This window comes from Novosphingobium lentum NBRC 107847 (assembly GCF_001590965.1).
GTDB lineage: Bacteria > Pseudomonadota > Alphaproteobacteria > Sphingomonadales > Sphingomonadaceae > Novosphingobium > Novosphingobium lentum.
The window spans coordinates 153110-165506 of sequence record NZ_BCTW01000009.1 but is presented as its reverse complement, the minus strand read 5'-3'; the positions used below and the strand labels follow the sequence as shown (position 1 = coordinate 165506).

Below are 12397 nucleotides of genomic sequence, written 5' to 3'. Positions count from 1 at the left end.
GCGATGCCCGTCATTCGCTCGCAAACTGTCGTCGGTGGGAGGATCGCCCTCCGACGCACAGCCTTCCTTCTCCTTTCCGGCCTGCTTCTCACCGCGCCGCTCGCACCTGCCGCCACTGCACAGGAGATGCCCGCCGATCGCCCATCACGCGTCGATCCCTATGCGACGTTCATCGCAGAGGCGGCGCAACGGTTCGGCGTGCCAGAGGCGTGGATTCGCGCCGTGATGCGCGTCGAAAGCCGTGGCGATGCGCGCGCCATCTCGTCTGCCGGCGCGCGGGGTTTGATGCAAATCATGCCCGCCACCTGGGCTAGCCTTCGTACCCGTCACGGCCTCGGCGCGAATCCCTACGATCCGCGCGACAACATCCTGGCGGGCGCGGCGTATCTGCGCGAAATGCACGACCGCTACGGTTCGCCGGGCTTCCTCGCGGCCTACAATGCCGGTCCCGGTCGCTACGAAGAATCTCTCGCCGGCCGTCCGCTGCCCGCTGAAACGCGCACCTATGTCGCCATGCTCGGACCCGTCGTCGGCGGCGGCGAGATGGTCTCCCCCGTCGTGGTGGCGGCCGCCGATCCGCTCGCCTGGACCCGTGCGCCGCTCTTCGTCGTGCAGCCATCAAGCAGCATGACCGTCGCTCCGGTGCAACGTGAAAGCGCGCCGGATGAAGCAACAACGCCAGCCCCGGCGCGCGATCCAAACACGATTGCGCCACGCACCGATGGGCTGTTCGTGGCTCGCAATGCATCAGGAAGCCCCCGATGACGGCGTTCGCACCGAATCGGGGAATGGCGGGCTCTGGCGGACAGATGGCGGTCCGGGGAGGAGGAGCAGGCAACACAACCGCTCGATGGCGAGATAAAAGCGCGCGATGTGCGGCTTGGTGCGGTCGTGTGTTTTCAGGGACTTACAGCGCATTTGCGCGAGGTGCGCCTGATCGGCGCAGCCTGCGCTATCGCGATATCGTCAAGGATTTCATCGGCTTTGCGCGATGTGCGGAGCCCCGGCCATGAGAGGCGAGGACGATTTCCGCATCCGACCGGGCCGCATCCGCTCGACCCGGGCGCAACAGGCGCGGCCCTTCATCGCACAGGCGCTCGCCGCCGCCCAGCGCGCCGGCGGCAGCGTTTCGCGCTCCGGCAAGATCAGCTCGGGCAACCGCTCGCGGTTCGGTCGCGGCCAGCGCGCGACGGTGCAGGCCAACCGGCTGCTCACCAGCCGATCGCGCAACACGGTCATCAAGACCCGTGTCGTTCGCCACACCGCGCGGGCCGCACCGCTCTCCGCTCACCTCAATTATCTGCGGCGCGAGGGCGTCACCCGGGATGGGGAGAAGGCGAAGCTGTTCGGGCCGGAGATCGAGGACGCCGATCCGAAGGCCTTCGCCGAGCGGACCCAAGATGATCGCCATCATTTCCGCTTCATCGTCTCGCCCGAGGACGCGACGGAGATGTGCGACCTCAAGACCTATGCCCGCGACCTGATGGGCCAGATGGAAAAGGACCTGGCTACCCGCCTCGACTGGGTCGGCGTCGATCACTGGAACACCGACAACCCGCACGTCCACATCATCCTGCGGGGCCGCACCGACGACGGCCAGGACCTCGTCATCTCCCGCGACTATATCAAGGAGGGCATGCGCGCCCGCGCGCAGGATCTCGTCACTCAGGAACTGGGGCCGCGCACCGATCACGAGATCCGCCGCAACCTCGAACGGCAGATCGAGGCGGAACGCTGGACCAACCTCGACCGGCAACTTGCCCGCGACGGCTATCGCACCGGCGTGGTTGATCTCGCCCCGCACCCCGACCGCCAGCCCGACGAATTCCATGCGATGAAAGTCGGCCGGCTGCGCAAGCTGGAGACGCTCGGGCTCGCGGATCAGGTCGGTCCCGGCCAATGGGTCGTGTCCGAGAACGCCGAAGCGACCCTGCGCGAGCTGGGCGAGCGCGGCGACATCATCAAACGCATTCATCGCGGCCTGACCGAGCGCGGCATCGAGCGCGGAGCGGCCAGCTATGTCCTCGCCGGCGAAAGCCTCAACGATCCTGTCGTCGGCCGGTTGGTCGATCGCGGTCTCGACGACGAGCTGAAGGGCACGGCCTATGCCGTGATCGACGGCACGGACGGCCGCACCCATCACATCAAGCTGCCCGACCTCGATGCCGCCGGTGACAGCGCACCCGGCTCGATCGTCGAGCTGCGCAAATTCGATGACGCGCAGGGCCGCCGCCGCGTCGCGCTCGCGGTACGCTCCGATCTCGACATCGAACGGCAAGTCAGTGCCAACGGCGCCACCTGGCTCGACCGGCAGGCGATCGCCCGCGATCCCGTCGCGCTCGGCGGTGGCGGTTTCGGCGCGGAGGTGCGCCAGGCGATGGACAAGCGGGCCGACCATCTCGTTGGCCAAGGCCTCGCCGAGCGGCAAACCCGCGGCGTCAGCTTCTCGCCAGGGCTGATCGATACGCTGCGTCAGCGCGAGGTGGAAGCACTTGGCGAAAAGCTCGCGGCCGAGACCAGCCGGCAATTCTCGAAGGCCGGGACGGGCGAATATGTGGCGGGCACCTATCGCCAGCGCTTCGCGCTCGCGTCGGGCCGCTTCGCCATGATCGACGACGGCCTCGGCTTCCAGCTCGTGCCCTGGTCCCCAACCCTTGAACGCCAGATCGGTCAGCACGTCTCCGGCGTGTCGCGCGGCGCTGGCGGCGTCGATTGGAGCTTCGGTCGCAATCGCGGCCTCGGCATGTAGCCCAACCAAGAAAGGAGCGCCCGCCATGTCGGCGACCAAAATCCTCTGGGGCCAGATCCTCACCGTCTTCCTGATCGTGTTGATGACGACTTGGGGGGCTACACAATGGACAGCCTATCGTCTCGGCTTCCAGCAGCAGCTTGGGCATCCTTGGTTCGAACTCGCCGGATGGCCGATCTACTATCCGCCGTCCTTCTTCTGGTGGTGGTATGCCTACGACGCTTATGCCCCGCGGATCTTCATCGAAGGCGCCTATATCGCCGCGTCCGGCGGCTTCATCTCCATCGCCGTTGCGATCGGCATGTCGGTGTGGCGGGCGCGTGAGGCCAAGAATGCCGAGACCTTCGGCTCTGCGCGATGGGCTGATGCCAACGAAGTGCGCGCCGCTGGCCTGCTCGGCGTGGATGGCGTCGTCCTCGGGAAGTTCGACCGCGACTATCTCCGCCATGACGGGCCTGAGCATGTGCTGTGCTTCGCACCGACGCGATCCGGCAAGGGCGTCGGCCTGGTCGTGCCGTCGCTGCTGACCTGGCCGGGCTCCGCCATCGTCCACGACATCAAGGGGGAAAACTGGACGCTGACGGCCGGCTATCGCGCCCGTCATGGTCGCGTGCTCCTGTTCGATCCGACCAATACGAAGTCGGCCGCGTACAATCCGCTGCTGGAGGTTCGTCGCGGAGAGTGGGAGGTCCGCGACGTGCAGAATATCGCCGACATTCTGGTCGACCCCGAAGGCAGTCTCGAGAAGCGGAACCACTGGGAGAAGACAAGCCATGCGCTGCTGGTCGGCGCGATCCTTCACGTCCTCTATGCCGAAGCCGACAAGACCTTGGCTGGCGTCGCCGCCTTCCTCTCCGACCCGAAGCGGCCGATCGAGTCGACGCTCGCCGCCATGATGAAGACGGCCCATCTCGGCGAGGCCGGGCCGCACCCGGTCATTGCGTCCGCTGCGCGCGAGTTGCTGAACAAATCCGACAATGAGCGGTCGGGCGTGTTATCGACCGCGATGTCCTTCCTCGGCCTCTATCGTGACCCCGTCGTCGCCGAGGTCACGCGCCGCTGCGACTGGCGCATCGTCGATATCGTCGGCAGCAAGCATCCGACCACGCTCTACCTCGTGGTGCCGCCGTCGGACATCAACCGGACCAAGCCGCTGATCCGCCTGATCCTCAATCAGGTCGGCCGGCGCCTGACGGAGGATTTGCAGGCGAAGGGCAACCGCCACCGGCTACTCCTCATGCTCGACGAGTTTCCGGCGCTCGGCCGCCTCGACTTCTTCGAGAGCGCGCTCGCCTTCATGGCCGGCTACGGCCTGAAAGCGTTCCTCATCGCCCAGTCGCTGAACCAGATCGAGAAAGCCTACGGGCCGAACAACTCGATCCTCGACAACTGCCATGTGCGGGTTAGCTTCGCGACCAATGACGAACGCACCGCGAAGCGCGTCTCCGATGCGCTCGGCACCGCGACCGAGATGCGGGCGATGAAGAATTATGCCGGTCATCGCCTGTCGCCCTGGCTCGGCCACATGATGGTCTCCCGCTCGGAAACGGCACGGCAACTGATGACGCCCGGCGAGATCATGCAGCTCCCGCCCGCCGACGAGATCGTCATGGTGGCGGGCACCCCGCCGATCCGCGCGAAGAAGGCCCGCTACTATGAGGATCGCCGGTTTCAGGAGCGCATCCTGACGCCGCCGACGTTGGTGAAACCGACAACAGCCCGGCCGGACGACTGGAGCACGCTTCCTCTTCCAGCGATACCGCCCGCGGCGACCGTTACCGGCGGCGGGAGCGGATCGGAAGACGAGGATACGACCGAATCCGAGCGCCGCCATCAGCCGGAGCTGAGCCGCGCCAAGCCGGTCGAGCCGAATAGGCCAATCGAGAACGAGTTCGAGATCGATCCCCGCGATGACGCTGATGAAGACGCCGCACGCCTTTCGCGCATGAACCAGACCATGCGCCAGGTGGCGCGCCAGGCGTCCCTAGATCCCGGCGACGGCATCGAGCTGTAGGAGGCGACTCTGGCAAAGCCCCCGAAAAAGCAGCGGCTGTCGGTCTATCTTGAACCGGACGTCATGAAGGCGCTCGCCGCGCATGCCGCCCGGCGTGATCAGTCCCTCTCGCTGATCGCGGAAGCCGGCATCGCCTCCTTCCTTTCGCCCGACGCCGCCGAGCGCCAGGAAGCGGCCACGACCAAACGGCTCGACCAGCTCGACCGGCGCATGGCGCGGATGGAGCGCGACCTCGGCATCGCCGTCGAGACGTTGGCGGTGTTCGTCCGCTTCTGGGTGACCACGACCCCGGCACTGCCCGAGCCCGCCGCTCAGGCAGCGCGGGCCAAGGCCGGCGAACGCTACGAGGCGTTCGTCACCGCGCTCGGTCGGCGGCTAGCACACGGGCCGAAGCTGCGGCAGGAGATCTCGGATGATATCACGCCGAGCCACGACGCGGAATGATGAGAGCGCGGACCGACAATGATCGCTGTCCCCAAGTCATTTTAATCTTCGCATCAGTCTTCAAACTGGATGCGCAGCCTCATTCCCGCCCGGACTTTGCCGAATGGCGACATGCGCAACAAATCGTCCTTGGGTTCTGGCAAGCCCCAGCTCTCGCTCGCTCGGCTGCCGCTTGTTGTCCGTTCCTGAGAGCGTGCTTGCACCATAGGGGGTCCCGCCGCTGACCTCGTCGAGCCCCATAAGGTCGGTCGCGCTGTAAGGTAAACCGACGACAATCATGCCGTGGTGCAGGAGAGTCGGAATGCTGGTGAGGATCGTCGCCTCCTGGCCACCGTGTTGCGTCGCCGACGACGTGAAGATCGAAGCGACTTTCCCGATCAATTTTCCGGCGTGCCAGAGTCCTCCAGTCTGGTCGAGGAAGTTCCGCATCTGCGCGGCCATCCCACCGAAGCGCGTCGGTACACCCAGGACAATGCCGTCGTAGTCCGCCAGCTCATCGGGCACCGCGATCGGAGCAGATTGATCCACCTTGAAGCCATAGGCCGAGGCGGTCTCGGGAGGTACAATCTCCGGCACCCGCTTGATCGTCGCATGGGCGCCGCTGTCGCGAACACCATCGGCGACGGCATGAGCCATTTGTTCGATATGGCCATAGCTCGAATAATACAGGATCAAGATCTTGGTCATGGCTTTCCTCATGAAATTGGAGTGCAGGTTGAGATTCGGCGCGCGCGTCCGATCAGGCGGCCTGCACAGCCAGGGCCACTGCGAAGGCGGCGATCGCGGCCATACCGACCAGCCACGACAGCGACCGCAACATGTTGATCTTGAGCCAGTAGCCGATGCTGAAGGTCGTCCGCACGACCATCCAGGTGATCGCGGACCAATAGGTCACGGGTGTCGTGACATCCATGGCCACCGCCACGGCCGCAATCGGCACATACATCGCGATCGACTCGATGTTGTTACGCAGAGTTCGCGTTGCCCGGCCCGTTAGCCCATCTTCGGACAGCGGAGCGGATCTGTCGCTCATCAAGAACTGCGCTCCGCGCGTCTTCATATTGGTTACGTGCTGCACGAGCACGGAAACCCAAATGAGGATGCCTGCAAAAATAAGTGACTGAGCTTCCAAGAACATCTCCATCCGTATGAATTGTGTCGCCATTTACCAGACGATACTTGCCCATTCGGATTTCGTTGGGTAGCCTGATCAAACAACTAAGAGTAATTCGTATTTCGAATGACCGACAAGCTAGGCGCCCTCCATCTCCTTGGCCGCGTGGCCCGCACCGGAAGCTTCGGCGCGGCGGCCCGTGAGACCGGTCTGTCGCAGCCATCCGTGTCACGCATCGTCGCGGGCCTGGAGCGAGATGTTGGCGTCACGCTGCTCTCACGCTCGACACGCGCCGTTACCCTGACCGAAGCGGGCATGCAGTATCTCGCCCGGATCGAACCGGTGCTGGCAGCGCTTGAGGAAGCCGATCACGAAGCCCGAGGCACGGGCGAACTGAAAGGCGTGCTGCGTCTGGGCGCCACGACCAGCTTTGCAATGCGCGAGCTTGTTCCTCGTCTGCCGACCTTCATGGATCGGCATCCCTCACTGCGGGTCGATCTCGTGCTCGCCGATAGTCGGCAGGACTTGATCAATGAAGCTGTCGACGTGGCTCTGCGCTTCGGCGCGCTCGATGACTCCAGTTTGACGGCCCGTAAGCTGGGAAGTTCTCTAAGAATGCTCGTGGCGTCGCCCGCTTATCTCGAGCGCGCCGGCACGCCGCAAAGGCCGGCCGATTTATCCTCCCACGCCTTGATCATGGGCCCTTCCGGCATGCGACCAGACGGATGGACATTCCGCGCCCGAGGCAAGTCCGTATCTGTCCGCCTTGAGAGCAAGCTCAATATCTCCGTGAACGAAGTCGCGATCTCAGCGGCGCTAGCGGGTCTCGGCATCGCCTCCACGGCGGCGTGGGGGTGTCGCGATGAAGTGCGCAGCGGCGCTCTCGTGCAAATCTTGCCCGGTTGGGAAATGGGCTCGGTCGATGTACACGCGGTCCTGCCTGCGGGAAGAGCCGCAAAGCCCGCCTCACGCGCTCTCCTTGAGTATCTTTCTGCAACGATGAATCCTTGAGATCGCCCACGGAAGCTATCGTCGACTCGCCCTAGTCGCGCGTGACGCAGATAGCGCGAGCGCCGTCTTGCGCAAGTAACCTCACAATCCGCCATTCTCCTGTCTTTGTACGCCACAGTACGACGACCACATTATGGTTGTTGTAATGACCTGAATTCTGCCTCTTCTACTCAACCCCGATCCAGGGCCGCACTTCGCGGACCCGCAAGAGAACGGGGACGATGTGGCGGCCACTCACCAGAAATCCGAGGCGATCCTTCGCGGCGCGCGCATGCTGCGCACCGCGCTCGGCCCCGCCATCGCCCGGTTTCTGGAAGACCCCGCGATCGTCGAGGTGATGCTCAACCCCGATGGGCGGCTCTGGGTCGACCGGCTTTCCGAGGGACTTGCCGATACAGGTGAGCTGCTTTCGCCGTCTGACGGCGAGCGGATCATCCGCCTCGTCGCCCACCATGTCGGCGCGGAGGTTCATCCCGGCGCACCGCGCGTGTCCGCCGAGCTGCCCGAGACGGGGGAGCGGTTCGAGGGGCTGTTGCCCCCTGTGGTATCCGCGCCGGCCTTCGCGATCCGCAAGCCCGCCGTCGCCGTGTTCACGCTCGACGACTACGTCGCAGCCGGAATCATGGCGGCGGCTCAGGCCGAGACCCTGCGCCAGGCCGTCGCCGACCGCCGCAACATCCTCGTCGCCGGCGGCACCTCGACTGGGAAGACAACCCTCACCAACGCACTGCTAGCCGAAGTCTCCAAGACCTCGGATCGCGTCGTGCTGATCGAAGACACCCGCGAGCTGCAATGCGCGGCGCCGAATCTCGTCGCCATGCGGACCAAGGACGGCGTCGCCTCGCTCTCCGATCTCGTCCGTTCCTCTCTTCGCCTGCGCCCAGACCGCATCCCGATCGGCGAGGTCCGCGGCGCCGAGGCCCTCGACCTGCTCAAGGCCTGGGGCACCGGCCACCCCGGCGGCGTCGGGACCATCCACGCCGGCACCGCGATCGGCGCGCTGCGCCGCATGGAACAGCTCATCCAGGAAGCCGTCGTCACCGTTCCGCGCGCGCTGATCGCCGAGACGATCGATCTCGTCGCCGTGCTCTCCGGCCGGGGCTCCTCGCGCCGCCTGGCCGAACTCGCCCGCATCGAGGGCCTCGGCCCCGACGGCGATTACCGCGTCACCCCCGCAAACCAGCCCCTCACAGGAGACCCGTCATGATCAAGCATGCCCTGCGCATCCGTCGCCACATCGCCACGGCGGTGTCGGTCACCTTCCTCACACTCGCACTCGCACCCGCCGCCCACGCCTCCGGCTCGTCGATGCCCTGGGAAGCGCCGCTTCAGTCGATCCTTGAATCGATCGAGGGACCGGTCGCCAAGATCATCGCCGTGATGATCATCATCATCACCGGACTGACACTCGCTTTCGGCGACACGTCGGGAGGTGCCCGTAAGCTGATCCAGATCGTGTTCGGCCTGTCGATCGCCTTCGCCGCGTCCAGCTTCTTCCTGTCCTTCTTCTCGTTCGGCGGCGGAGCGCTCGTCTGATGGCCGACGGCGCGGATCATGGCGGCGAGTTGCCGGGCTTCTCGGTCCCGGTCCACCGGGCGCTGACCGAGCACATCCTGCTCGGCGGCGCCCCGCGCTCGCTCGCCATCCTAAACGGCACGCTGGCGGCCGCGCTCGGCCTTGGCCTCCGTCTCTGGCTGGTCGGCCTCGGTCTCTGGGCCGTGGGACATTTCGCGGCCGTCTGGGCGGCCAAACGCGATCCACAGTTCGTCGACGTCGTGCGCAAGCATCTGCGCATCCCCGGCCACCTGTCCGTCTGAGGAGCGACGTCGATGATGAACCTCGCCGAATATCGCAACCGCAATACCCGGCTCGCCGACTACCTCCCATGGGTCGCACTGGTCGGCGAAGGTATCGTGCTGAACAAGGACGGCAGCCTGCAGCGCACGGCGCGCTTCCGCGGTCCCGACCTCGACAGCGCCGTGCCTGCCGAGCTGGTCGCCGTCGCCGGCCGACTCAATAACGCCTTCCGTCGCCTCGGTTCCGGTTGGGCGATCTTCGTCGAGGCGCAGCGCCACGGCGCCGCGACCTATCCGGCCAGCATGTTCGCCGACAGCGCCTCCGGCCTGGTCGACGCCGAGCGCAAGGCCGACTTCGAAGAGGCCGGCGCGCATTTCGAGTCGAGCTACTTCCTGACCTTCCTCTATCTGCCGCCGGCCGAGGATGCTGCCCGCGCAGAGACATGGCTCTACGAGGGCCGCGATCATGTTGGTGTCGATGCACACGAGATCCTGCGCGGCTTTGCCGACCGCACCGATCGAATCCTTCAGCTCATCGACGCCTTCATGCCGGAATGCGCCTGGCTCGAAGACGGCGAGACGCTGACCTACCTGCACTCGACCGTCTCGACGAAGCGACATCGCGTCCGTGTCCCCGAAACGCCGATGTATCTCGATGCGCTTCTGGCCGATCAGCCGCTAACGGGCGGCCTCGAACCCCGGCTCGGCGATGCGCATATCCGCATCCTCACCATCGTCGGCTTTCCGACCGCGACTACGCCCGGCGTCCTCGACGAACTGAACCGGCTGGCCTTTCCCTATCGCTGGTCGACGCGGGCCGTGCTGCTCGACAAGACCGACGCCACCAAACTGCTGACCAAGATCCGGCGGCAATGGTTCGCCAAGCGCAAGTCGATCGCCGCCATCCTCAAGGAGGTGATGACCAACGAGGCTTCCGCGCTCGTCGACACCGATGCGGCCAACAAGGCCGCCGACGCCGACATGGCGCTGCAGGAGCTGGGCGCCGACTACGCCGGCCAGGCCTATGTGACCGCGACCATCACCGTCTGGGACGACGATCCCCGCATTGCAGCCGAGAAGCTGCGGACGGTCGAGAAGGTTATCCAGGGCCGCGACTTCACGGCCATGCCCGAGACGATCAACGCGGTGGACGCCTGGCTCGGGTCGCTGCCCGGCCATGTCTACGCCAACGTCCGGCAACCGCCGATCAACACATTGAATCTCGCCCACATGATCCCGCTTTCGGCGGTGTGGGCGGGACCGGAACGGGACGAGCATTTTGCAGCACCCCCACTGCTGTTCGGCAAGACCGAAGGCTCCACCCCGTTCCGGCTCTCCATCCATGTCGGCGACGTCGGCCATACGCTGATCGTCGGGCCGACGGGCGCCGGCAAGTCGGTGCTGCTGGCGCTCATGGCGCTGCAGTTCCGGCGCTATCCGCAGTCCCAAGTCTTCGCCTTCGACTTCGGCGGGTCGATCCGCGCCGCCGCGCTCGCCATGCGCGGCGACTGGCATGATCTCGGCGGCGGCCTCACTGAAGGCGCCGACGACAGCGTGTCGCTTCAGCCGCTAGCCCGGATCGACGACGTCGCCGAGCGAGCCTGGGCATCCGACTGGCTTGTCGCGATCCTGGCGCGCGAGAGCGTCCCCGTCACGCCCGAGGTGAAGGAGCACCTCTGGTCGGCGCTTTCGTCACTGGCCTCCGCGCCAATCGTCGAGCGGACGCTGACAGGTCTCTCGGTCCTGCTTCAATCCAACGATTTGAAACAGGCGCTGCGGTCCTATTGCGTCGGCGGTCCTTATGGTCGGCTGCTCGACGCCGAAGCCGAGCATCTTGGCGAAGCCAATGTTCAGGTCTTCGAGACCGAAGGGCTGATCGGCACCGGCGCGGCCGCAGCCGTGCTCGCCTATCTGTTCCACCGCATCGAGGACCGCCTCGACGGCCGGCCGACGCTGCTGATCGTGGATGAAGGCTGGCTGGCGCTGGACGACGAGGGCTTCGCGGGTCAGCTCCGCGAGTGGCTGAAGACGCTACGCAAGAAGAACGCGAGCGTCATCTTCGCTACGCAGTCTCTGTCGGACATCGACGGCTCGGCGATCGCGCCGGCCATTATCGAGAGCTGCCAGACCCGCATCCTGCTGCCCAACGAACGCGCCATCGAGCCTCAGATCACGGCCATCTATCGCCGCTTCGGCCTCAATGATCGCCAGATCGAAATCCTCGCGCGGGCGATGCCCAAACGCGATTACTACTGCCAGTCCCGGCGCGGCAACCGGCTGTTTGAGCTCGGCCTGTCCGACGTCGCACTGGCGCTCTGCGCCGCATCATCGAAGCAGCATCAGGCGCTCATCGCGGAAGTCCATGCCCGCAGCGGCACGGACGGCTTCCTTGCCGAGTGGCTCGCCGAAAACCGGCTTGCCTGGGCCGCCGACCTCGTCGCCGACCTCACCAACGTCACCCCCCAAACTGACCCGGAGGCACGCCCATGACACGTTCCGTTCGTTCCCGCTCGCGCATGCTGCGCTTGACCGCCGCGCTGTTCACCGCATCCGTTTCCGCGATCCCGTTTTTCGCGGTGCCCGCGCACGCGCAGTTCGGGGGGATCGTCTATGACCCGACGAACTACGCTCAGAATCTTCTGACCGCCACGCGGTCGCTACAGCAGATCAACAACCAGATCACGTCGCTCCAGAACGAGGCGACGGGCCTGATCAATCAGGCGCGCAATCTCACCAGCCTGCCATTTTCGTCTCTCCAGCAGCTCCAACAGTCCGTCCAGCGCACCCAGCAACTTCTCGGCGAAGCTCAGCGCATCGCCTATAACGTCCAGAACATCGACCAGGCTTTCCGCACGACCTACGGCGATGCGTCGATGTCCGCCTCGGACCAGCAGCTCGTCACCGGCGCTCGCGAACGCTGGCAAAACACCGTCGGCGGCTTGCAGGACGCCATGCGCGTCCAAGCCGGTGTGGTCGGCAATATCGACACGAACCGGACCCAGATGTCGGCGCTGGTTGGCCAGAGCCAAGGCGCGACCGGCGCGCTGCAGGCGACCCAGGCGGGCAACCAGCTCCTTGCGCTGCAAGCACAGCAACTCGCTGACCTCACGGCTGTCGTCGCAGCCAATGGCCGGGCCCAGAGCCTATCCGAAGCGGAGCGCTCCGCCGCCGCCGAACAGGGCCGTGAGCAGCGCCGCCGGTTCTTGACGCCGGGCGCCGGCTATCAGCCCGGCAACGCCCGCATGTTCCCGAACGGCAACTGAGGACGC

12 protein-coding genes are annotated in these 12397 nt (G+C 65.7%); 10 read left to right on the top strand and 2 right to left on the bottom strand.

Annotated elements, in window-relative coordinates; all coding sequences use genetic code 11:
* Nucleotides 1–3 precede the first annotated feature (3 nt).
* From NL2_RS10045 to NL2_RS10030, 4 genes are all read left to right on the top strand, one after another.
* Nucleotides 4–765 (top strand): lytic transglycosylase domain-containing protein, encoded by a 762-nt coding sequence (locus tag NL2_RS10045; RefSeq protein ID WP_068074295.1) that lies wholly within the window; start codon nucleotides 4–6, stop codon nucleotides 763–765.
* 244 nt (nucleotides 766–1009) lie between these two features.
* The gene (locus tag NL2_RS10040; protein WP_068074294.1) at nucleotides 1010–2749 is read left to right on the top strand and encodes a relaxase/mobilization nuclease domain-containing protein; all 1740 of its coding nucleotides are present in this window, start codon (nucleotides 1010–1012) and stop codon (nucleotides 2747–2749) included.
* A gap of 25 nt (nucleotides 2750–2774) precedes the next feature.
* On the top strand, nucleotides 2775–4763 hold the full coding sequence (locus NL2_RS10035) for a conjugal transfer protein TraG (RefSeq protein ID WP_068074293.1): 1989 nt from the start codon (nucleotides 2775–2777) through the stop codon (nucleotides 4761–4763).
* 9 nt (nucleotides 4764–4772) lie between these two features.
* A complete protein-coding gene (locus tag NL2_RS10030) occupies nucleotides 4773–5207 on the top strand; it encodes a CopG family transcriptional regulator (protein ID WP_068074288.1) in 435 nt (144 codons plus the stop codon).
* Between the two features lie 60 nt (nucleotides 5208–5267).
* Here the strand turns inward: NL2_RS10030 and wrbA are convergent, their stop codons facing one another.
* A complete protein-coding gene (wrbA, locus tag NL2_RS10025) occupies nucleotides 5268–5894 on the bottom strand; it encodes an NAD(P)H:quinone oxidoreductase (protein ID WP_068074424.1) in 627 nt (208 codons plus the stop codon).
* Between the two features lie 52 nt (nucleotides 5895–5946).
* Nucleotides 5947–6339, bottom strand: coding sequence for an MAPEG family protein (locus tag NL2_RS10020; RefSeq protein ID WP_169799503.1), 393 nt, complete (start codon nucleotides 6337–6339; stop codon nucleotides 5947–5949).
* 108 nt (nucleotides 6340–6447) lie between these two features.
* On the opposite strand from NL2_RS10020, the gene NL2_RS10015 reads away from it, so the two are divergent.
* From NL2_RS10015 to trbJ, 6 genes are all read left to right on the top strand, one after another.
* A complete protein-coding gene (locus NL2_RS10015; RefSeq protein ID WP_068074285.1) occupies nucleotides 6448–7332 on the top strand; it encodes a LysR family transcriptional regulator in 885 nt (294 codons plus the stop codon).
* A 223-nt stretch (nucleotides 7333–7555) separates the two neighbouring features.
* Nucleotides 7556–8539 carry a P-type conjugative transfer ATPase TrbB gene (gene trbB, locus NL2_RS10010; protein ID WP_068074282.1) on the top strand — a complete coding sequence of 328 codons (984 nt, stop codon included), beginning with the start codon at nucleotides 7556–7558 and terminating at the stop codon, nucleotides 8537–8539.
* Entirely contained in the window at nucleotides 8539–8868 is a 330-nt protein-coding gene (locus NL2_RS10005) for a TrbC/VirB2 family type IV secretion system protein (protein ID WP_436626979.1), read from the top strand. The genes trbB and NL2_RS10005 overlap by 1 nt, the downstream gene beginning before the upstream one ends.
* The gene (locus tag NL2_RS10000) at nucleotides 8868–9149 is read left to right on the top strand and encodes a VirB3 family type IV secretion system protein (RefSeq protein WP_008827607.1); all 282 of its coding nucleotides are present in this window, start codon (nucleotides 8868–8870) and stop codon (nucleotides 9147–9149) included. The genes NL2_RS10005 and NL2_RS10000 overlap by 1 nt, the downstream gene beginning before the upstream one ends.
* Before the next feature lie 12 nt (nucleotides 9150–9161).
* On the top strand, nucleotides 9162–11618 hold the full coding sequence (gene trbE / locus NL2_RS09995) for a conjugal transfer protein TrbE (RefSeq protein WP_068074281.1): 2457 nt from the start codon (nucleotides 9162–9164) through the stop codon (nucleotides 11616–11618).
* Nucleotides 11615–12391 (top strand): P-type conjugative transfer protein TrbJ, encoded by a 777-nt coding sequence (gene trbJ / locus NL2_RS09990; protein ID WP_068074279.1) that lies wholly within the window; start codon nucleotides 11615–11617, stop codon nucleotides 12389–12391. Before trbE ends, trbJ begins: the two co-directional genes overlap by 4 nt.
* The last annotated feature ends 6 nt before the right edge of the window (nucleotides 12392–12397 follow it).

Coding starts and splice junctions, on each gene's coding strand:
- NL2_RS10045 (WP_068074295.1), top strand. CDS start 4: ATGCCCGTCATTCGCTCGCAAACTGTCGTCGGTGGGAGGATCGCCCTC.
- NL2_RS10040 (WP_068074294.1), top strand. CDS start 1,010: ATGAGAGGCGAGGACGATTTCCGCATCCGACCGGGCCGCATCCGCTCG.
- NL2_RS10035 (WP_068074293.1), top strand. CDS start 2,775: ATGTCGGCGACCAAAATCCTCTGGGGCCAGATCCTCACCGTCTTCCTG.
- wrbA (WP_068074424.1), bottom strand. CDS start 5,894: ATGACCAAGATCTTGATCCTGTATTATTCGAGCTATGGCCATATCGAA.
- NL2_RS10015 (WP_068074285.1), top strand. CDS start 6,448: ATGACCGACAAGCTAGGCGCCCTCCATCTCCTTGGCCGCGTGGCCCGC.
- NL2_RS10000 (WP_008827607.1), top strand. CDS start 8,868: ATGGCCGACGGCGCGGATCATGGCGGCGAGTTGCCGGGCTTCTCGGTC.
- trbE (WP_068074281.1), top strand. CDS start 9,162: ATGATGAACCTCGCCGAATATCGCAACCGCAATACCCGGCTCGCCGAC.
- trbJ (WP_068074279.1), top strand. CDS start 11,615: ATGACACGTTCCGTTCGTTCCCGCTCGCGCATGCTGCGCTTGACCGCC.